Origin of the sequence: Variovorax sp. LjRoot175 (genome assembly GCF_964253805.1) — a bacterium.
In the GTDB taxonomy this organism is placed as follows: Bacteria; Pseudomonadota; Gammaproteobacteria; order Burkholderiales; family Burkholderiaceae_C; genus Variovorax.
The window spans coordinates 5,943,989-5,963,126 of sequence record NZ_CAXURY020000001.1 but is presented as its reverse complement, the minus strand read 5'-3'; the positions used below and the strand labels follow the sequence as shown (position 1 = coordinate 5,963,126).

Here is a 19,138-nt window from a genome sequence, read left to right as displayed (position 1 = left end):
TGGGGTCGGGGGAAAAAAGTCACACGTTGTGTACAACGTCCACAAGAAAGATAGCAGACATAATGGACGCTGTCCACATGGAATTGAAAATGAGTGTTCCCAGCCCCGTCCCGCCTGCACGCAGCACCTATCGCCATGGCGATCTGCGGCGTGCGCTGCTGGAGGCGGGGGTCGAGTTGGCGCGCAGCGGCGGGCCCGAAGCGGTGGTGCTGCGCGAGGCCACGCGGCGCGCCGGCGTGGTTCCCAATGCGGCCTACCGGCACTTCGCGAGCCGCCAGGCGCTCTTGCAGGCGGTGCGTGCCGCCGCCCTGGCAGCGGTCGCGACCGCGATGGAGGCCGAGCTCGCGGCGCAGCGCACCGATGGCGACCCTGCCGAAGCCGCCCGTGCTGCGGTGCGCGCCATCGGCACCGGCTACCTGCGCTTCGCGCAGACCGAGACCGGGCTGTTCCGCACCGCCTTCGGTGCGCCGGTGGATGTGGAAGACGCGCCGCCCGAGGCCAAGAGCGGCCAGAGCGGGCTGAATCCCTTCGAGCTGCTGGTCGCCGCGCTCGATCAGCTGGTCGCGGCCGGGGCGCTGCCGCCCGAGCGCAGGCCCGGCGCGGAATTCCTGGCCTGGTCGGCGGTGCACGGCCTCGCGCTGCTCATCATCGACGGGCCGCTGCGCGGCATGCCGCGCGAGCAGACGGACGCGCTGGGTCAGCAGCTGCTGGAAATGGTCGAAAAAGGTCTCTAGCGACCATGACCGGGCTGCGCCGCGTGAAGCCCCATCGCCCGCTTGCCGCGGCTGCCGCCATCGACTTCGCCGCGCCCTCGCATGAGGTCGCGCGCCTGTTGATCGGCGTCACGCTGCTGGTCGACGGCGTCGGCGGCCGCATCGTCGAGACCGAGGCCTACGACCGCGACGACCCGGCCTCGCACAGCTTCGGCGGCCCGACCCTGCGCAACGCCGCGATGTTCGGGCCGCCGGGGCGCGCCTACGTCTATCGCTCCTACGGCATCCACTGGTGCCTCAACTTCGTCTGCCGCGAGGAAGGGCATGGCGCCGGGGTGCTGATCCGCGCGCTGGCGCCGGCGATGGGGCTCGAGCGCATGCGCGAGCGCCGCGGGCTCGAGGACATCCGCCTGCTCTGCGCCGGCCCCGGCCGCGTCGCGCAGGCGCTGGGCATCGACGGCGCCTTCAACGGCCGTGCGCTGGACCGACCGCCCTTCGTGCTGCTGGCCGCGGCGGACGATCATCCGGCCGTGATGGTCGAGACCGGGCCGCGCATCGGCATCTCCAAGGCGGCCAACGTGCCATGGCGCTTCGGCGAGCGCGGCTCGCGCTTTCTCAGCAAGCCCTTCCGTCCGGCAGCGCGCGGCGCGATCAGTGCGCCCCCAGGTTCTCCTCGCGGGCGACCTGCTGCAGGCTCTCGTAGATGAGCCGGCGCGGCGCGACCTTCCACCCCAGCAGCGCCTCGATGGCCGCCACCGAGCGCATGGCCATGAGCGAGTGCCCGCCGAGATCGAAAAAGTTGTCGGTGCGGCCGATCTTCTCGACCCCCAGCAATTCCGACCAGATGCCGGCGATGACCTGCTCGCTGTGGGTGACCGGCGGCACGTAGCTGCGCCCGTCGGGCAGCACGATGTCGATGACCGGCGCCGGCAGCGAAGCGCGGTCGACCTTGCCGTTCGGCAGCATCGGCATCGCGGCGAGCGCGACGAAATGCTGCGGGATCATGTAGTGCGGCAGGCGCGTGCGCAGGTGCTCTCTGAGCAAGAAGGGCGTCGGCGCCGTGCCGATGCGCGCCACGCTGTAGGCCACCAGCCGCACGTCTTCTTCGCTCTGCGCGTGCGTCACGGCGACGCAATGCGCAAGATCCGGATAGTCCAGCAGCGCGGACTCGATCTCGCCCATCTCGATGCGGTAGCCGCGCAGCTTGACCTGGTGATCGGCGCGGCCCAGGTGCTCGAGCACGCCGTCATGGCGCCAGCGGCCGAGGTCGCCGGTGCGGTAGAGCCGTGCCTCCGCGTCGTCGCTGAAGGGGTCGGGCACGAAGCGCTCGGCCGTCAGTGCGTCGCGGTGGTAGTAGCCGAGGGTGACGCCGGCGCCGCCGACGTACAGCTCGCCCGGCACGCCGATCGGGCAGGCATGGCCATGCTCGTCGAGCACCCAGACCGTGGTGTTGTCGATCGGCCGCCCGATGGCGATGCCATCGCGCGGCGACTCCACCTTCCAGGCCGTGGTCCAGACGGTGGTTTCGGTCGGTCCGTAGATGTTCCAGAGCTCGGCGCTGCGCTCCATCAGCCGCTCCGCCAGGATCGGCGGCAGCGATTCGCCGCCGATCAGCGCGCGGAAGCCGGGCGATCCGGCCCAGCCGGTTTCGATCAGCCCGCGCCACCCCGAGGGCGTGGCCTGCAGCAGCGTGACGCCATGCCGTTCGAGCAATGCGCGCAGCGCAGCCGGCTCGTGCACCTGCTGCTGCGAGGCGATGACCACCTTCGCGCGCACGACCAGCGGCAGCAGCAGGTCGAGCACCGAGGGGTCGAAGGACGGGCTGGTGATCGCCAGGACGCAGTCATCGGCCGCGAGCCCCGGCATCTTCACCATGCCGGCCAGGAAATTGACCACGCCGCGGTGCGGCACGCGCACGCCCTTGGGCTGGCCGGTGGAGCCCGAGGTGTAGATCAGGTAGGCCTCGTCGGCCGGCGTGGCATCGAGCTCGGGCTGCGGCTCGAGCGCGTCGCCTGAGCTGCCGGCCGTCAGCCGCTCGTCGTCGACCCGCAGCATCGGCACGTTCAGCCCGTCGAGGATGGCGCTCGCGCTGCGCTGCGTGAGGATGGCAGACAGGTCCGCGTCGGCCGCCATGAAGCGCAGCCGTTCCACCGGATAGTCGGGGTCCAGCGGCACGTAGGCCGCGCCGGCCTTCATCACCGCCAGCTGCGCGATCAGCATCGCGGGGCTGCGCTCGATGCACAGGCCGACGCGCTGGCCGCGCGCGATGCCGCGCGCGCGCAGCACGCGCGCCAGCATGTTCGACTGCGCTTCGATCTCGCCGTAGCCGAGCGTGTCGCCATCGGCGTCGATGACGGCCACGCGCGTGCGAATTTCGGGCGCGCCCAGGTCCAGGTAGCGGTGCACCAGCTGCTGCGCGGGCAGCGGCGCCCTGGCGCCGTTCCAGCCGTGGCGCAGCAGGCTCATCTGCGCCGGCGAGAGCATCTCGTGCTCGGACAGGTGGCGCTCGGGCTGCGCGAGCAGCCGCTCGACCAGCGACAGGTAGTTCTCGAGCATGCGCGCGGCGCTGGCCGCGCTGTAGAGGTCGGTCGCGTATTCGAGGTGGATGCGATGCGCGAACTCGGTGTCGATGTGCATCGACAGATCGAACTGCGCGGCCGTGCGCTCGAAATCGAACTCGTCGACCTCCAGGCCGAACAGCTCCGGCTTGCCCACCGGCGCATTCAGCACGTTGAAGAGCACGCGCACCGGGCCTTCGGGACGCAGCGTGCGGTCGTGTCCCAGCGCATCGATCAGCTCGTCGAAGGGCGCCTCCTGGTGCGTATAGGCCTCGAGCGCGTTCCTGCGCACGCGGTGCACGAGTTGCGTGAAGCTCGGGTCGCCCGCGAGGTCGGTGCGCATCACCAGCGTGTTGACCAGCGTGCCGACCAGATGCTCCGCGGCGAAGCGATGCCGGTTCGCGATCGGCATGCCGATCGCGACGTCGTCGCTCTTGGCCTGCCGCGACAGCATCAGCACGAAGGCCGACAGGTAGATCACGAAAGGCGTGACGGCCTCGCGGCCACCGAATTCGCGCATCGCCTCGCGCAGCCGCAGCGGCAGCTCGGCCGAGACGCGCGCGCCCTTGGCGCTGGCCTTTGCCGGACGCGGGAAATCGGTGGGCAGGTCGAGCTCCGGCAAGTCGCGCAGGCGTTCGAGCCAGTACGCCAGGTGCGGGCGCCGCGCCTCGACCGATTCGGGCCGGCGCTGCCAGGCGGCGTAGTCGGCATAGGCAATCGCGGGCGGCGCCGATTCCGGCCTGCGACCGGCCGCCAGGGCGCCGTACGCCGCCAGCGCTTCGCGCATCAGCAGCGCGCCGGCCCAGTTATCGGTGATCGCGTGGTGCAGCAGCCAGAACAGCACATGCTCGCGTTCGCCGAGCCGGATCAGGGTCGGCCGGTGCAGCGGCGCCTGCGAGAGATCGAAGGGTTGCGCAATGCGATCCGCCAGCAGCGCGCGCGCCTGCTCGTTGCCCTCGCGGCCGGGCAGATCGCTCAGGTCGATGAACTCGATCGGCACCGCGAGCTTCGGCGCGATGGATTGCATGGGCTCGTCCTCGCCCATCACGAAGGCCGTGCGCAGGCCTTCGTGCCGCTCGACCATGAGGTCGAGCGCCTGCTGGCACAGCGCCGGGTCGAGCGCGCCGCGCAGCCGGATCGCGATTGGCACGTTGTAGGCGGTCGATGCCGGGTCGAAGTGCTGGATCACCCACATGCGGCGCTGCGAGAGCGAGGCCGGCAGCGGCCCGCTGCGCGGCACACGCTCGATGCCGCCGTCATGCGCGGCGGCTGCCCCGCCGCCCGATGCGGCCTGCCGCGCCACCTGCGCCGCCATCGCGGCGACGCTCGCATGCTCGAACAGCTCGGCGAGCGGCAGCTCGACGTCGAAGCGCTGCCGGATGCGCGAGAGCACCTGCGTCATCCGCAGTGAGTTGCCGCCGAGCTCGAAGAAGCTCTCGTGCACGCCGAAGGCGCGCGTGCCCAGCACTTCGCGCCAGATGTCCCAGACGGCCTGCTCGCGCGCGTCGCGCGGCAGCACGGCGCCGGGCCGCTCCTCGGGGGTGGCCAGTGCCTCCTCGTCCAGGGCCGTCGCCTCGTCGCCGCCGGTATCGAGCGGCGCCGCCAGCGGCAGCTCGTTCGCAAGAAAGGCCTCGCGGCAGCGGTGCCGCTGGATCTTGCCGCTCGAGGTGCGCGGCAAGGCGCCGGCGCGCACCAGTGCCACTGCGTGCACCGGCAGCCCGTGCTCCACCGCGATGGCGCGGCGCACCGCGCTGAAGACCGCCTCGGTGTCGGTGGGGACCGGGCGCCGCTGGAGTTCCAGTGCCAGCACCACCGCTTCTCCGCCCGGCGTATCGACCGGGAAGGCGGCGCCGTGGCCCACGCGCAGGTCGGGATGGGCGCGCTCGGCGCTCCATTCCAGGTCTTGCGGATAGTGGTTCTCGCCGTGGACGATGACCAGGTCTTTCAGTCGCCCGGTAACGAACAGCTCGCCGCGGTCGAGAAAGCCCAGGTCGCCGGTGCGCAGGAAAGGCCCGGCGCCATTGGCCAGGTGGCCGCCGAAGACGGCTTCGCTGGCCTCGGGCTGCATCCAGTAGCCTTCGCCGATGCTCGGCGAACCCACCCATATCTCGCCGACCTCGCCGTCGGCACACGGGCGTCCGGCTTCGACGACCAGGAGCTCGGTGTCGGGCATCGCCCGCCCGCAGCCGACCAGTCGGCGCGCGTCGCGCGATGTGTCCGCGGCGGGTTCGAAGCGATGGGCCAGCAATGCGGCCGCATCAGCCGAAACGATGCGAGGCGGCGTGCCCGGCGTCGTCGAACTCACGCCCAGCACGGCCTCGGCGAGGCCATAGGACGGCGCGAACGCATCGGGGCGCAGGCCGGCGGCGCCGAAGACCGCCAGCACGCGCTCTACCGTGGCGGCGCGGATCGGCTCGGCACCGCAGGTCAGCGACACCAGGCTGTCGAGGCGCATGCCGAGCGGCTTGTCGCCCAGTGCCTGCAGGCAGGCGGCGTAGGCCGACTCGGGTGCGCCGCTGTGCGTGATGCGATAGGCCGCGATGGCTTCCAGCCAGCGCAGCGGCCGGCGCAGAAAAGCCACGGGCGACATCAGGTAGCTGGTCGCGCCTGCGATCACGGGCGCCAGCACGCCGAACACCAGCCCGTAGTCGTGGAAGTGCGGCAGCCAGCTGAGCGCCCGGCTGGCGTTGTTTCCATGATTTGACGCGATCACCGCGCGGATGTTGGCAATCACGTTGGCATGCGTCAGCCGCACGCCGCGTGGCGCCGAGGTGGAGCCGGAGGTGTATTGCAGGTAGGCGAGGCTGGCGGGCTCGAGCGCCGGCGGCGCGAAGGCTGGCGTCTCGGCGCTGTCCAGCGACGCCGAATCGGGCAGCGCCATCCAGCGCGCCATCGCGAAGGTGGCCGGGTCCAGCGTGGCGGCCGCCGCATCGAGCAGCGATGCGCTGGTCAGCACCAGCGCGGCGCGCGAATCGGCGATCAGGCTGCGCAGGCGCGGTGCCGCATGGTGCAGCCGCACCGGATCGGGCGCGGGAACCGGCACCGCCACCCGGCCCGAGAGCACGCAGGCCCAGAACACGCGCACGAAGTCCAGCCCGGGCCCGAAGGCGAGCAGCACGCGGTCGCCCGCATGGGTCTGGGTCGACAGCCAGGCGGCGATGCCGTGGACATCGGCCTGGAGCCGGCCATAGCTGCTCTCCTGCGCGACGCTCAGGTCATCCTTGAGAAAGCCGTAGACCAGCTTGTTCGCATGCGCTTCGCACTGCACGTCGAACAGCGATGCCAGGGTGTCGGGCAACACGCGGGGAGCAACGGCGGACAAGGCGGTCTCGGTCGAAGAATGAAACATGGATGGACTTGCCCCTGAGAAGACATCACGCCGGTTAGAACCAAAGCCTTCGCCATTATGTTGCGGTGCAGCGGAATGTCTTTCCTTGCGATCCCGTCGCGGTGTAGGCCAACGCCTATCCGGCACGGGGTCCCGGGTGCGGGTCAAGCGCGATCGAGCACCCGCAGCACACGGCCATCGCCGACGAAGGACTCGTCGACCAGCATCCGGAACACGGCGTCCCGCGGGAAGCGCGGTAGCGCGAGCGCCGGTGTCAGGAACTCGACTTCAAGCGCCTGCGCCGTTCCGCGCCGGAACGCGCGGCCCGGCGCCACCAACCATCGAGCCGAGAAGCCTTCGTTGTCCACCACCAGCGCGCAGCGGTACTCGCCTTCCGCAATGGGCACGTCCTCTGAAGGCAGTTGCGACGCGCGCATCGTGAGTTCGACCAGGGCGTGGGGATGGAATGCGCTTCGGGCCTCGAAACCCGACGAATCGGCGGCCCCGGGCGCCGTACGCCGCAGCTTCGCGAAGAGCCAGGCGACGACGCTGCCGATGACCGGCAGCCACAGCACCATCAGCAGCGTGCCGACGTCGCGCGCGGTCGATCCCGGCGCCGCGAAGTGCCGCAGCAGCGCGCCGCCGGCGGCCACGCACAGCAGCACGATCACGATCAACCTGCGCCGTGCCTGGATGGTCGTCATGGCGCGGCCGGATCGGGGCCGGCGGCCGGCGCGTCCGCGGGCCGGCTGCGGCGATGGCCGGGCTTGGCCAGGATCTCGGCATAGAACTGCGCGCCGCCCTCTTTCGCCACGCCGTCGACCAGCGCCGTGAGCGCGGACAGGTGAACCGGTTCGGCCGCTTCGGGCGTCGGGCCGAACTTGCAATCGAAGTCCCAGAAGTCCGCGCCTTCGGGCAGATCGCGCCGCCGTTCGCGCTTGACGTATTTGCGAAGCTCGTGCTTGACGGCATCCAGAACCCGGTCGGGGTTCTTGCCTTCGATATGGAGCTGGAATGTCTTTTTCATGGGCGATCCTAACGCGCCGGCGGTGCCGTACGCCCTCCGACGCAGTGACAGCGCGGCGCGAAATGCGCGATCATTCGCGCCATGGATCCCATCACCTCCATCGATCGCTACGTACCCGACTACGCGCACGCCTGCGAGGTGTGCGGTACCACGCCGGTGGTGGCCGGCATGAAGGCCGAGAGGCTGGTCTATCTCGCCACCATGTGCGGCCCCTGCCTGTGGAACGAGCCCAAGGCGGTGGACCCGGCGACCTGGAACGAAGCGCCTCCCGATTGATGCGCGGCGCGCACTGAATGGACATCAGGATTCGCACCCTGCGGCGCGGCGAGATGCCCGTCGTCATCGAATTCGCGGCGCGCGAAGGCTGGAACCCCGGGCTGCATGACGCCGACCCCTTCCACGCGGCGGACCCCGGCGGCTTCCTGGTCGCGGAGCATCAGGGGCAGGCGGTGGGCTGCATCGGCGCCGTCTCCTATGCGGGGCGCTTCGGCTTCATCGGCCTGTACATCGTGGCGCCGGACTGGCGCGGGCGCGGCATCGGGCGCCGGCTCTGGGCCAAAGGCATGGCGCGACTGGCGGGCCATGTGGTCGGGCTCGACGGCGTGCCGGCGCAACAGGACAACTATCGCAAGAGCGGCTTCTCCCTGGCATGGCAGAACATCCGCTTTGCCAGTACGGCCCGGCGCAGCGAGCGCACCGGCGACGCGCCGATCGTGCCGCTTCGCGACGTCGACTTCGCGGCGCTTTGCGCCAACGACCGCCGCATCTTTCCCGCGCCGCGCGAGGCCTTTCTGCGCGCCTGGATCGCGATGCCGGAGGCGACGGGTCTGGCCTGGGTGGATCAGGGCCGGCTCGCCGGCTGGGGCCTGATCCGGCGCTGCCGCGAGGGCCACAAGATCGGCCCGCTGGTGGCGGACCGCCCGGAGGTAGCGAGCACTCTCTACGCCGCGCTGTGCGACAGCGTCCCCGAAGGCGACCCCGTCTACCTCGACGTTCCCATGCCCAATGCCGACGCATTGGCGCTGGCACGGGCGCTGGGCCTGCGCAGCGTGTTCGAGACCGCGCGCATGTACGCGGGCACGGCACCGGCCTGCGAACTTCAGCGCCTCTACGGCATCACGAGCTTCGAGCTGGGCTGAACAATGCGGCCTCGGCGCGACCGATGCCGGGAAACTCGACCACCACAGCCTCCCCGCGCGCGACCGGCAGCACGCCGACCCAGGAACCGGTCGTGACCACGGTGCCGGCCGGCACGACGGCGCCGTTGCGCGTCGCATGCCGCAGCCAGGTCGGCAGCAGCCAGGCCGGGTCGCCCAGCGGATGCGTGCCGGTGCGCAGCACGGGCTCGCGCGAACCGATGCGCGTCTCGCAGCGCTGCGAGGCCCAGTCGCGCGCGGCATAGGGCACCCATGCGCCCAGCACCAGCGCGCCGTGCGACTGCTGGTCGGCGAGGCGCAACCAGGCCGACGCAAGCGCCGCGTCTTTCCAGCGCGAATCGACGATCTCGATGGAGACGGCCATGGCATCGACCAGCTTGCCGGCGGTCTCCGGCGTCAGTGCGGCGGCCTGCGCCGGCGTCACGCTTTGGCCCAGCCGCAGCGCGATCTCGGTCTCGATGCCCGGTGCGTTGAAGCGCATGTCGCCGAAGTCCGTGGGGCTCGCCCGCACGCCGGCCGGCGGCAGCGGCGCATGCGTGAGCACCGCCTCGCGCGACGGGCCGCCGGACTTCCAGTGCTTGGGTACGGGCGTGCCTTCGAACCATTCCATCGCTGCCGCCACGCGCTCCTGCACCAGGTAGGCCTCTGCCGCGTCGCCCACCTTGTCTTGCCATGCGGCGGCGTCGAGCGCGCGGCCCTCGCGCCAGGCCGAGGCCAGCGCCTGCGTCACGTCCGTCATGCGTCGACCTTCACCTTGCCGTCCTTGACGACCTTGGCCCACTTCGTGATTTCGCTGGCGATGAATTGCCTGAACTTCTCGCGCGAGCCGCCGCCGTCCTCGGCGCCGTAGGTGTCGAGCCGTTCCTGCACGTCGGGCATCGCGAGCACCGTGTTGACGTCGCGGTTGATCTTGTCGGCAATGCCGGCCGGCAGCTTGCCGGGGCCCGCGAGGCCGTACCAGGTGGTGGCCTCGAAGCCGTCAAAGCCCTGCTCCTGCATCGTCGGTATGGCCGGGTGGCCCTTGGCGCGCTTCATGCGGGTCTGCGCCACGCCGATCACCTTGCCGCTCTTCACGTGCGGCGTGGCCGCGGTCATGGTCTCGAAGCTGTACTGGATCTGGCTGCCCATGAGGTCGGCCAGGAGCGGCCCGCTGCCCTTGTAGGGCACGTGCAGCGCATCGACCTTGGCCTGCAGCTTGAACATCTCCAGCGCCAGGTGCTGCGCCGAGCCGGCGCCGGCCGAGCCGAAGCTCACCTTGCCGGGCTCCGCGGCGCACAAGGCCACGATGTCCTTCACCGTCACCGCCTTCTGCGTCGGGCTCGCGATCAGCAGGTTGGGCGTCACGCCGACCAGCACGATGGGCACGAAGTCGCGCTCCACGCTGTAGCGCAGCTTGGGCTGCAGGCTGGGCGCGAGCGCGTGGCTATTGATGTGCGCCATCAAGAGCGTGCTGCCGTCGCTTGGCTGCGTCGACACGTACTCGGCCGCGAGCACACCCGCCACGCCGCCCTTGTTCTCGACGATCACCGACTGGTTCCACATCGTCGACAGCTTCTGCGCCACCACGCGCGCCAGCGCATCGGTGCCGCCGCCCGGCGGAAAGCCGACCACGATGCGCACCGGCCCGTTGGGCCATTCCTGCGCGAACACGCGCGGCACGCCGAGCGTGACTGCCGCCGCCGCGCCCGCGGCCTGGATGAGGGAACGTCGTTGCATGAGTCGCGGTCTCCTTGTTGGTGAATGAATGGGCTCAGGCGGCCTTCTGCAATGCCGCCGGCGCCGCGTGGCTCGCGAAGTGGTCCATCGTGGCCTGCACGCCGCTCGCGGCGAGCTTCACGCCCGAGAGCTTGAGCCCCATCTCGACGCCGGCCACCATCGCGACCAGCGTGAGGTCGTTGCTGTCGCCCAGGTGGCCCATGCGGAACATGCGGCCCTTGAGCTTGCCGAGGCCGGTGCCGAGCGAGAGATCGAAGCGCTGGTGAATGAGGCGCCGCACCGCATCCGCATCGACGCCCTCGGGCGTGATCACGCCGGTCAGCACCGGGGAGTAGACGGCCGGGTCGGCGCACTGGATCGGCAGGCCCCAGGCCTCGACCGCGGCGCGCACGCCGGCGGCCCAGCGCTGATGCCGCGCGAACACCTTGTCCAGGCCCTCGCCGAGCAGCATGTCCAGCGATTCGGCCAGGCCGTAGAGCAGGTTGGTGTTGGGCGTGTAGGGCCAGTAGCCGTCCTTGTTCATCTCGACGATCTCGTCCCAGGCCCAGAAGGCGCGCGGCAGCTTCGCGCTCTTCGATGCTTCCAGCGCGCGCGGCGAGAGCGCGTTGAAGCTGATGCCCGGCGGCAGCATCAGGCCCTTCTGCGAGCCGCTGATGGTCACGTCCACGCCCCACTCGTCGTGGCGGAAGTCGGCGCTCGCGAGGCCCGAGATGCTGTCCACCATCAAGAGCGCCGGATGGCCCGCCGCATCGATGGCCTTGCGGACCGCGGCGATGTCGGAGGTGACGCCGGTCGAGGTCTCGTTGTGCACCACGCACACGGCCCTGATCTTCTTCTCCGTGTCCTTGGCGAGGCGCGCCTCGATCAGGTCGGCCTGCACGCCGCGGCGCCAGCTCGGCGCATGCGGCAGCTGCTCGTCGCTGCCGGACCAGGCCAAGAACTCGGTCGACACGCCCAGGCGCGCGGCCATCTTCTGCCACAGCGCGGCGAAGTGGCCGGTTTCGTACATCAGCACGAGGTCGCCGGGGCTCAGCGTGTTGGCAAGCGCCGCTTCCCAGGCGCCGGTGCCCGAGGACGGGTAGATGACGACCGGATGCTTCGTCTTGAAGATCTTCTTGATGCCCGCCAGCACCTGCAGCCCGAGGGCGCCGAACTCGGGGCCGCGGTGGTCGATGGTGGGCAGGCTCATGGCCCGCAGGATGCGGTCCGGCACCGGGCTCGGGCCGGGGATCTGCAGGAAGTGCCTGCCGGTGGGATGGAAGTCGAGTTGAAGCATTCGGGACTGTCCTTTCTTTTTCAGTTTTGCATGCAAAATTCGATCTGTCGTGCTCGTTAACCCCTAGTCTCCTCGATTGAGCGGGCCACTATTTGCATTCAAAATGCATTTCATGGCGGAAATCATTGAAATCTCTCGGCTCGCGCTGCATGACCAGGTGGCGTCGCGGCTGCGCACCATGCTGGTCGAAGGCCAGATCGCACCCGGCGCCAAGCTCAACGAGCGCGAGCTCAGCGCGCAGCTGCGCGTCTCGCGCACGCCGCTGCGCGAGGCCATCAAGCTGCTGGCGGCCGAAGGCCTGGTGGACCTGCTGCCGAACCGCGGCGCGGTGGCCGTCAAGCTCACCGAGGCGGACGTGGTCAACACCTTCGAGCTGCTCGCCATGCTCGAAGGCATGTCGGGCGAACTGGCGGCCCAGCGCATCACCGAGGAGGAGCTCGCCGAGCTGCGCGCGCTGCACTACGAAATGATGGCCTGCTTCGCACGCCGCGATCTCTCGGGCTACTACCGCATCAACGCGCGCATCCACACCGCGATCAACGACGCGGCCAGGAACCCCGTGCTCGCGAGCACCTACCGCTCGATCAATGCCCGCGTGCAGTCGCTGCGCTTTCGCACCAACCAGAACGAGGCCAAGTGGAAGAGCGCGGTGGCCGAGCACGAGCGCATGGTCGAGGCCCTGGCCGCACACGACGCGGCCGCGATGCGCACGCTGATGATCGAGCATCTCAACCGCAAGCGCGACACCGTGCTGGAGCTGCTGCGCGCCGGCGAGATCTATCCCGCCAAGGCCCAGGCGGCCAAGAGCTGAATCGACGAGAACCCATGCGCATCGAGCCCGCGAGCCATCTCCAGCCAGCCGGTACCGTCCTGCCGCCCAACGAAACCTGCGAAGCGCTGGCACGGCGCCTCGCCGCCGAGACCGAGGGCGAGGTGCTGTTCGACGCCGCCTCGCGCGGCCGCTATGCGACCGACGCTTCGATCTACCAGATCATGCCGGCCGGCGTGCTGGTGCCGAAGACCGAGCGCGACATCGCGACCGCCATCGACATCGCGCGCGACCTCAAGGTGCCGGTGCTCGCGCGCGGCGGCGGCACCAGCCAGTGCGGCCAGACCACGGGCGCGGCGCTCGTCATCGACAACAGCAAGCATTTCCGGCGCGTGCTCGATCTCGACGTCGAGGCGCGCCGCGCCACGGTCGAGCCGGGCATCGTGCTCGACCACCTCAATGCGCAGCTCTTGCCGCACGGGCTCTGGTTCCCGGTCGACGTGTCGACCAGCGCGCAGGCCACGCTCGGCGGCATGGCCGGCAACAACTCCTGCGGCTCGCGCTCCATCGCCTACGGCAACATGGTCCACAACGTGGCGGGCGCGAGCGCCTGGCTGTCCGACGGCGAGCTGGTCGACTTCGGCCCGGTCTCGGAGCTCGGCGCGCGCGCGTCCGACATCGCGCTGCACGTGCAGCAGCTCGCCAGGCAGCACCGACACGAGATCGCCGAGCGCTGGCCCAAGGTGATGCGGCGCGTCGCCGGCTACAACCTCGACATCTTCGACAACCAGAGCGAGAAGCCCTACACCGCCGACGGCAGCGTCAACCTCGCGCACCTGCTGATCGGCGCCGAGGGCACGCTGGCCTACACGCGCAGCCTGACGCTGAAGCTCGCCGAGCTGCCGCGCGCCAAGGTGCTCGGCATCGTCAACTTCCCGAGCTTCCATGCGGCGATGGACGCGGCGCAGCACATCGTGAAGCTGGGGCCGACGGCGGTCGAGCTGGTCGACCGCACGATGATCGAGCTGAGCCTCGCCAACCCCGCGTTCAAGTCCACCGTCGAAACCGCCCTGATCGGCCGGCCCGCGGCCATCCTGCTGGTCGAGTTCTCGGGCAGCGAGAAGGCCTGGCTGCTGCCCAAGCTGAAGGACCTGGCCGACCTGATGGGCGACCTCGGCCTGCGCGGCAGCGTGGTCCAGATGCCCGACGACGCGGCGCAGAAGAACCTGTGGGAAGTGCGCAAAGCCGGCCTCAACATCATGATGAGCCTCAAGGGCGACGGCAAGCCGGTGAGCTTCATCGAGGACTGCGCGGTGCCGCTCGAGCACCTGGCCGAGTACACCGATGGCCTCACCGCCGTGTTCGCCAAGCACGGCACCCGCGGCACTTGGTACGCGCACGCGTCGGTCGGCACGCTGCACGTGCGCCCGATCCTCGACATGCGCACCGACGGCGCCGCGAAGATGCGCGCCATTGCCGAAGAGGCGAGCGAGCTGGTGCGCAAGTACAAGGGCGCCTTCAGCGGCGAGCATGGCGACGGCCTGTGCCGCGGCGAATGGATCGAATGGCAGTTCGGCCCCGCGATCAACGAGGCCTTCCGCGCCATCAAGAACAAGCTGGACCCGCTCAACCTCTTCAACCCCGGCAAGATCATCGATCCGCCGAAGATGGACGACGGTGCCCTGTTCCGCTTCGCGCCGCCGTCGGCGCCGAGGCCCTACAGGCGCATCCCGCTGGTGCCCGTGCTCGACTGGTCGGCCTGGAACGTGCAGGCCGACCCGGTGACCGAGGAGACCACCGCGCCCGGCACCGGCGGCGACGTCAGCGGTGGCTTCGCCAAGGCCGTCGAGATGTGCAACAACAACGGCCACTGCCGCAAGTTCGACGCCGGCACCATGTGCCCGAGCTACCGCGTGACGCGCGACGAGAAGCACCTCACGCGCGGCCGCGCCAACACCTTGCGCCTCGCGGTCTCCGGCCAGCTCGGGCCCGAGGCCTTCACCAGCGAGGCCATGTACGAAACCATGGACCTGTGCGTCGGCTGCAAGGGCTGCAAGCGCGACTGCCCGACCGGCGTCGACATGGCGAAGATGAAGATCGAGTTCCTGGCCCACTACAAGAAGAAGCACGGCCACACGCTCAAGGACCGGCTGATCGCCCGGCTGCCCGACTACGCGCACGCCGCGAGTCGCTTCCCCTGGCTCATGAACCTGCGCAACAGCGTGCCGGGCGCGGCCTGGCTCGGCGAGCGGCTGCTGGGCCTCTCGGCCAAGCGCTCGCTGCCCGCATGGCGCAGCGACACCTTCTGGCGCGCCGGCGATGCCTCGATGTTCGTGAATCGCGACATGGCCATCGCCGCCGCCTGCGTGGGACGCAAGGTCGCGGTGCTGTTTGTCGACACCTTCAACGGCACCTTCGAAAGCGAGAACGCATTCGCTGCGGCGCGCGTGCTCAAGGCCGCGGGCTACATGCTGCACACGGTCGAGAAGGACGGCGGCCACCACTGCTGCGGCCGCACGTACCTCGCCAATGGCATGGTGGACGAAGCCAAGGCCCGCGCCGGCGCGCTCGTCGATGCGCTGCTGCCGCTGGCCGAGGCCGGCATCGCGATCGTGGGCCTCGAGCCTTCGTGTCTGCTGACGCTGCGCGACGAAACGCTGGTGATGGGCCTGGGCGCGAAGGCCGAGACGGTCGCGAAAGAAGCGCTGCTGTTCGAGGAGTTCATCGCGCGCGAAGCCAAGGCCGGCCGCTTCAAGCTGGGGCTCAAGCCTGCCGGCAAGCCGATCCTGCTGCACGGCCACTGCCACCAGAAAGCCTTCGGCGCGGTGAGCCCGATCCTCGATGTGCTGCGGCTCATTCCCGACGCGAAACCGGAGTTGATCGAAAGCTCCTGCTGCGGCATGGCCGGCAGCTTCGGCTACGAAGCCTCGCACTACGAGGTGTCGATGCAGATGGCCGAGGCCAGCCTGCTGCCGGCAGTGCGCAAGAACCCCGACGCGATCATCGTCGCCGACGGCACCAGCTGCCGGCACCAGATCGCCGACGGTGCGCAGCGCGAAGCGGTGCACGTGGCGCGGCTGCTCGACGCGCTGAGGGGCTGACCCGACGGCTTAGCGGACGGTCGACATGACCGTGGCACGGCACCTGGGTTGTTCACGCGGCGCCAGCAGGACGCAGTTGTCCAGCGCGCGTCGCTGCATGTCGCTCAGCCTTGGCCGCTCCACGGGGCGTGGACCATACCGATAGTCCGGCTCGTAATAGACCGGCGGTGGCGGTCCGTAGTACCTCGGCGCCGGACGGTAGTAAGCGGGCGGCGGCGGCGGCTCGTAGTAAGTGGGGGGCGCTGGTTGATAGTAGACCGGCGGCGGGCTCGAGTAGACGGGTTCCGGCTCGTAGTAAGTCGGGGCGTCGATCCCGATGGACCAGCTCACCTCGGCATGGGCCGCAGCGGAAGCCGAGAGTGCGGCGGCCACCACGGCGGTTGAAAAGGCGCCTTTGACAAATGCACAGCGATTGAAGCTCACGGGATTCTCCGAAAGAAGGGCGAAAGCGCCTGCGGCAGTCCCAAACGCTCCATCCGCAGGCTTCGTGGACACGATGATGCTCCTGCAACCGCTGTTCGAGCGGCGTCAGCGCGCGCCCTGAAGGGACGTCGTCGAAGCCTGCGGGCTCAGTAAGTAACCTCCGCGCTGCGCGCTGCGGTATTCGCCTTGGGAGCGGCCCGGCGGCTCATGGCCCATTGCACGGCGAGGATACTGACCGGCACCGCGACCAGCCCCACGAGCGACAGCCCGCGCATCGCCTGGCCCAGCAAGGCCCAGCCGAGGATCACTGCCGTGAGCGGGCTCAGCAGGCCGAGCGAGGACACCGCCACCGGCGACAGGCGCGCGATGCCGCGGAACCACAGCGCATAGGCCAGCAGCGCGCCGACGATCGAGAGATAGGCATAGGCCGCGACTTGCGTGCCGGTCAGCTGCGGGAGCGGCGGATCGATGGCCCAGGTCATGGGCAAGAGAATCAGCCCGCCCAGCAGCAACTGCCAGCCGGTGAGCGCCAGCACCGGCATCGCGGGCTGCCAGCGTCGCGTCAGGTAGGTGCCGGCCGCCATGCAGGCGGCGCCGGCCAAGGCCGCGGCGATGCCGACCGGATCCCACACCGAACCCGGCGACAGCAGCAGCGCCGCCATGCCGGCGATGCCCAGCACCGCGGCGCCGACCGCCAGCTGCGGCGGCCGGCGCTGGTCGAGCGCCCAGGCAAGGCCCATCACCAAGAGCGGCTGGATCGCACCGACCACCGCGGCCAGTCCGCCGGGCAGCCGGTAGGCCGCGACGAAGAGCAGCGCCTGGAAGAAGCCGATGTTCAACGCCGACAGCACGATCAGTCGGCCCCATTCGCCGCGCGCCGGCAGGCGCCGGCAGTACAGCGCCAGCAGCAGGCCGGCCGGCAGTGCGCGCAGCAGGGCCGCGGTGAAGGGCCGGTCGGGCGGCAGCAGCTCGGTCGCGACGATGTAGGTCGAGCCCCAGATGGCGGGGGCGAAAGCGGTCAGGAGGACGTCGGTCCAGGCGATCGAGCCTTGTGTGTTGCGCATCGCATTTATCTCTACGTCAAGATAAATGGAGCCTAGCAGATAATCTTGACTTCAAGATAAATGGGGTTTTGCCGATGGGTGCGAAGAAGCGACCGGCGGATGCGGTGGACGCGATCCTCGATCAGTGGCGCCGCGAGCGCCCGGACCTCGACGTGGGCGCGATGGGCACCATCGGCCGCATCAAGCGCTGCGCGGCGCTGCTGCAGCGCGAACTGGACCGATGCTTCTCGGACTTCGGCATGACGCGCTGGGAGTTCGACGTGCTGGCCACGCTGCGGCGCTCCGGCGCGCCCTACTGCCTGGCGCCGACCGCCCTCTTTTCGTCATTGATGATCAGCTCGGGCACCATGACGCACCGCCTCAAGGGGCTGGAGTCGCGCGGCCTCGTGAAGCGCGTGGCCAACCGCGAAGACGCGCGCAGCACGCTGGTGCAGCTCACGCCCGCCGGCCTGAAGCTGATCGATCGCGCGGTGGACGCGCATGTCGAGAACGAGCAGCGGCTGCTCGCCTCGATCAAGTCTGCAGACCTCGCCGCACTCGATGCGCGGCTGGCCTTGCTGCTGGCCGCGCTGGAGCCTCGGGAGTGATCGATGCTGCTCGATGACACACTGCGTGCCCTGATCGCCGGTCGGCTTGGCGGCTTCGAGCGGCAGGCGCTGAGCGCCCCCGGCTCGAAGCGTGCGGCCGTGGCGCTGGCGCTCGTCGAGGAAGGCTTCGGCGCAGCGCTGGCGGGGCTTCGCACACCTGCGGCGTGGAGTCAGGACGCCGCCGTGCTCCTGACCCGACGCCCGTCCCACATGCGCAACCACCCGGGGCAATGGGCGCTGCCGGGCGGCAGCATCGACGGCGCCGAGTCTCCGGAAGAGGCCGCGCTGCGCGAACTGCACGAAGAAGTCGGCCTTGAGCTCGACGAGGGCGCGATCCTCGGCCGCCTCGACGACTTCGTCACCCGCTCCGGCTTCGCGATCACGCCGGTCGTCGTCTGGGCAGGCGCCGCACGCGCGCTGGTGCCGAGCGAAGCCGAGGTCGCCAGCATCCATCGCATTCCCCTCACCGAGTTCATGCGCGCGGATGCGCCCCTGCTCGATCCCATCGAGGACAGCGAGCACCCGGTGCTGCGCATGCCGGTCGGAGACACCTGGATCGCGGCGCCGACGGCGGCCTTCCTCTATCAGTTCCGCGAGCTGTGCATCGCCGGGCGCACCGTGCGCGTCGCGCATTTCGAGCAGCCCTTGTTTGCGCGCAAGTAGGGGCTGCGCAGCGATGGACGAATGCAGACGCACCGCCCACAATCGACCGATGAACAAACGACACTTCCTTGGCACCGCCACGCTCGCCGGGCTGTTGCCTGCAATTCACGCATCGGCTGCAGAGCCGACCCGCAAGAGTCCGGGTCTGTTGACCGTTAGCGGAGCGATAGCCAAGTCCAACCGAGGCCCCGTCGATCCGGCGCTCGACCAATTGATGGCGAAGCACAGCGTCAAGTTCGACAAGGCCTATGTGTTCGACTCCGAGGCATTGCGCCGCCTGCCGGTCGTTCGAATCAAACCGACGCTCGAGTACGACGCCAAGGCGCATTCGCTCGCGGGCCCGCTGTTGACCAGCGTGGTGGAGGCCGCGGGTGTGGCCGGCGACGCGATGCTGGCCCTTCGTGCGGTGGACGGCTACGTCGTACCGCTGCGCATGGCCGACGCGCGCAGCTATCGGATGATCGTTGCCACCGAGATCGACGGCGCTCCGCTCGCGCTGGGAGGGCTGGGCCCGCAGTGGGCGATCTATGAGGCCGATACGCTCGCCGCGTTCAAGGACAAGCCGCTCAAGGAACGATTCGCCCTCTGCCCCTGGGGGCTCTACAGCATAGAGGTCACGCGCGGTTGATTGTTGGCGAAGGTGCGTGGGTGTCGGCCGTGGAGAAAAGAAGCGTACTCAATGCAAGAGCAAAGCATGCGAGCAGCACGGGCCAGCCAAAGGCAAGGACCAATGCCAACGTCGCGAAGGGGCTGAAA

General features: G+C 69.8%; 17 protein-coding genes. 9 read left to right on the top strand and 8 right to left on the bottom strand.

From position 1 onward, the window contains the following. Nucleotides 1–89 precede the first annotated feature (89 nt). Together ACSQ89_RS29550 and ACSQ89_RS29545 are read left to right on the top strand one after the other, a co-directional pair. On the top strand, nt 90–734 hold the full coding sequence (locus tag ACSQ89_RS29550) for a TetR/AcrR family transcriptional regulator (RefSeq protein WP_436294138.1): 645 nt from the start codon (nt 90–92) through the stop codon (nt 732–734). A 5-nt stretch (nt 735–739) separates the two neighbouring features. After that, nucleotides 740–1,420: a DNA-3-methyladenine glycosylase gene (locus tag ACSQ89_RS29545; protein ID WP_436294139.1), complete on the top strand. Its 681-nt coding sequence runs from the start codon at nt 740–742 to the stop codon at nt 1,418–1,420. On the opposite strand, the gene ACSQ89_RS29540 is transcribed toward ACSQ89_RS29545, so the two are convergent. The 3 genes from ACSQ89_RS29540 to ACSQ89_RS29530 all read right to left on the bottom strand — a co-directional run bounded on the left by ACSQ89_RS29540 (nt 1,365) and on the right by ACSQ89_RS29530 (nt 7,626). After that, a complete protein-coding gene (locus ACSQ89_RS29540) occupies nt 1,365–6,620 on the bottom strand; it encodes an amino acid adenylation domain-containing protein (RefSeq protein ID WP_436294140.1) in 5,256 nt (1,751 codons plus the stop codon). The two genes, ACSQ89_RS29545 and ACSQ89_RS29540, sit on opposite strands and share 56 nt — an antisense overlap. Nucleotides 6,621–6,763: 143 nt before the next feature. Further along, nucleotides 6,764–7,303 carry a hypothetical protein gene (locus tag ACSQ89_RS29535; protein ID WP_093107157.1) on the bottom strand — a complete coding sequence of 180 codons (540 nt, stop codon included), beginning with the start codon at nt 7,301–7,303 and terminating at the stop codon, nt 6,764–6,766. Continuing rightward, nucleotides 7,300–7,626, bottom strand: coding sequence for a DUF6172 family protein (locus ACSQ89_RS29530; protein ID WP_093107158.1), 327 nt, complete (start codon nt 7,624–7,626; stop codon nt 7,300–7,302). Before ACSQ89_RS29530 ends, ACSQ89_RS29535 begins: the two co-directional genes overlap by 4 nt. A gap of 81 nt (nt 7,627–7,707) precedes the next feature. Here ACSQ89_RS29530 and ACSQ89_RS29525 point away from each other — a divergent pair, with 81 nt between their 5' ends. Both ACSQ89_RS29525 and ACSQ89_RS29520 read left to right on the top strand, forming a co-directional pair. Further along, nucleotides 7,708–7,902: a hypothetical protein gene (locus ACSQ89_RS29525; RefSeq protein ID WP_093107159.1), complete on the top strand. Its 195-nt coding sequence runs from the start codon at nt 7,708–7,710 to the stop codon at nt 7,900–7,902. A gap of 17 nt (nt 7,903–7,919) precedes the next feature. Further along, on the top strand, nt 7,920–8,765 hold the full coding sequence (locus tag ACSQ89_RS29520; RefSeq protein WP_436294141.1) for a GNAT family N-acetyltransferase: 846 nt from the start codon (nt 7,920–7,922) through the stop codon (nt 8,763–8,765). Here the strand turns inward: ACSQ89_RS29520 and ACSQ89_RS29515 are convergent. Genes ACSQ89_RS29515 through ACSQ89_RS29505 form a run of 3 tightly spaced genes read right to left on the bottom strand, consistent with a single transcriptional unit; the run spans nt 8,743 to nt 11,775 of the window. Beyond that, nucleotides 8,743–9,522, bottom strand: coding sequence for a fumarylacetoacetate hydrolase family protein (locus tag ACSQ89_RS29515; protein WP_436294142.1), 780 nt, complete (start codon nt 9,520–9,522; stop codon nt 8,743–8,745). The genes ACSQ89_RS29520 and ACSQ89_RS29515 overlap by 23 nt on opposite strands. Continuing rightward, nucleotides 9,519–10,499 (bottom strand): Bug family tripartite tricarboxylate transporter substrate binding protein, encoded by a 981-nt coding sequence (locus ACSQ89_RS29510; protein WP_436294143.1) that lies wholly within the window; start codon nt 10,497–10,499, stop codon nt 9,519–9,521. The genes ACSQ89_RS29515 and ACSQ89_RS29510 overlap by 4 nt, the downstream gene beginning before the upstream one ends. 34 nt (nt 10,500–10,533) lie before the next feature. Next, nucleotides 10,534–11,775: a pyridoxal-phosphate-dependent aminotransferase family protein gene (locus ACSQ89_RS29505; RefSeq protein WP_436294144.1), complete on the bottom strand. Its 1,242-nt coding sequence runs from the start codon at nt 11,773–11,775 to the stop codon at nt 10,534–10,536. Between the two features lie 112 nt (nt 11,776–11,887). Between ACSQ89_RS29505 and ACSQ89_RS29500 the strand changes: the two genes are divergently transcribed. Continuing rightward, complete coding sequence (locus ACSQ89_RS29500; RefSeq protein WP_436294145.1) at nt 11,888–12,586, top strand: GntR family transcriptional regulator; 699 nt, start codon at nt 11,888–11,890, stop codon at nt 12,584–12,586. Nucleotides 12,587–12,600: 14 nt separating this feature from the next. Continuing rightward, complete coding sequence (locus ACSQ89_RS29495; RefSeq protein ID WP_436294146.1) at nt 12,601–15,645, top strand: FAD-binding and (Fe-S)-binding domain-containing protein; 3,045 nt, start codon at nt 12,601–12,603, stop codon at nt 15,643–15,645. 9 nt (nt 15,646–15,654) lie between these two features. Here ACSQ89_RS29495 and ACSQ89_RS29490 read toward each other — a convergent pair whose 3' ends face one another. Further along, a complete protein-coding gene (locus ACSQ89_RS29490; protein WP_093107366.1) occupies nt 15,655–16,068 on the bottom strand; it encodes a hypothetical protein in 414 nt (137 codons plus the stop codon). A 146-nt stretch (nt 16,069–16,214) separates the two neighbouring features. Then, entirely contained in the window at nt 16,215–17,132 is a 918-nt protein-coding gene (locus ACSQ89_RS29485; RefSeq protein ID WP_436294147.1) for an EamA family transporter, read from the bottom strand. 74 nt (nt 17,133–17,206) lie between these two features. Here ACSQ89_RS29485 and ACSQ89_RS29480 point away from each other — a divergent pair, with 74 nt between their 5' ends. The 3 genes from ACSQ89_RS29480 to ACSQ89_RS29470 are packed head-to-tail and all read left to right on the top strand — an operon-like array spanning nt 17,207 to nt 19,010. Further along, complete coding sequence (locus ACSQ89_RS29480; protein ID WP_436296604.1) at nt 17,207–17,719, top strand: MarR family winged helix-turn-helix transcriptional regulator; 513 nt, start codon at nt 17,207–17,209, stop codon at nt 17,717–17,719. A 3-nt stretch (nt 17,720–17,722) separates the two neighbouring features. Beyond that, nucleotides 17,723–18,382 (top strand): NUDIX hydrolase, encoded by a 660-nt coding sequence (locus tag ACSQ89_RS29475; RefSeq protein ID WP_436294149.1) that lies wholly within the window; start codon nt 17,723–17,725, stop codon nt 18,380–18,382. 49 nt (nt 18,383–18,431) lie between these two features. Beyond that, nucleotides 18,432–19,010 (top strand): molybdopterin-dependent oxidoreductase, encoded by a 579-nt coding sequence (locus ACSQ89_RS29470; protein ID WP_436294150.1) that lies wholly within the window; start codon nt 18,432–18,434, stop codon nt 19,008–19,010. Nucleotides 19,011–19,138 lie beyond the last annotated feature (128 nt).

Bases quoted from the DNA above. Each gene is read 5' to 3' on its own strand.
- ACSQ89_RS29535 (WP_093107157.1), bottom strand. From the start codon at position 7,303: ATGACGACCATCCAGGCACGGCGCAGGTTGATCGTGATCGTGCTGCTG.
- ACSQ89_RS29550 (WP_436294138.1), top strand. From the start codon at position 90: ATGAGTGTTCCCAGCCCCGTCCCGCCTGCACGCAGCACCTATCGCCAT.
- ACSQ89_RS29485 (WP_436294147.1), bottom strand. From the start codon at position 17,132: ATGCGCAACACACAAGGCTCGATCGCCTGGACCGACGTCCTCCTGACC.
- ACSQ89_RS29525 (WP_093107159.1), top strand. From the start codon at position 7,708: ATGGATCCCATCACCTCCATCGATCGCTACGTACCCGACTACGCGCAC.
- ACSQ89_RS29515 (WP_436294142.1), bottom strand. From the start codon at position 9,522: ATGACGGACGTGACGCAGGCGCTGGCCTCGGCCTGGCGCGAGGGCCGC.
- ACSQ89_RS29505 (WP_436294144.1), bottom strand. From the start codon at position 11,775: ATGCTTCAACTCGACTTCCATCCCACCGGCAGGCACTTCCTGCAGATC.
- ACSQ89_RS29510 (WP_436294143.1), bottom strand. From the start codon at position 10,499: ATGCAACGACGTTCCCTCATCCAGGCCGCGGGCGCGGCGGCGGCAGTC.
- ACSQ89_RS29475 (WP_436294149.1), top strand. From the start codon at position 17,723: ATGCTGCTCGATGACACACTGCGTGCCCTGATCGCCGGTCGGCTTGGC.
- ACSQ89_RS29530 (WP_093107158.1), bottom strand. From the start codon at position 7,626: ATGAAAAAGACATTCCAGCTCCATATCGAAGGCAAGAACCCCGACCGG.
- ACSQ89_RS29540 (WP_436294140.1), bottom strand. From the start codon at position 6,620: ATGTTTCATTCTTCGACCGAGACCGCCTTGTCCGCCGTTGCTCCCCGC.
- ACSQ89_RS29480 (WP_436296604.1), top strand. From the start codon at position 17,207: ATGGGTGCGAAGAAGCGACCGGCGGATGCGGTGGACGCGATCCTCGAT.
- ACSQ89_RS29545 (WP_436294139.1), top strand. From the start codon at position 740: ATGACCGGGCTGCGCCGCGTGAAGCCCCATCGCCCGCTTGCCGCGGCT.
- ACSQ89_RS29500 (WP_436294145.1), top strand. From the start codon at position 11,888: ATGGCGGAAATCATTGAAATCTCTCGGCTCGCGCTGCATGACCAGGTG.
- ACSQ89_RS29520 (WP_436294141.1), top strand. From the start codon at position 7,920: ATGGACATCAGGATTCGCACCCTGCGGCGCGGCGAGATGCCCGTCGTC.
- ACSQ89_RS29495 (WP_436294146.1), top strand. From the start codon at position 12,601: ATGCGCATCGAGCCCGCGAGCCATCTCCAGCCAGCCGGTACCGTCCTG.
- ACSQ89_RS29470 (WP_436294150.1), top strand. From the start codon at position 18,432: ATGAACAAACGACACTTCCTTGGCACCGCCACGCTCGCCGGGCTGTTG.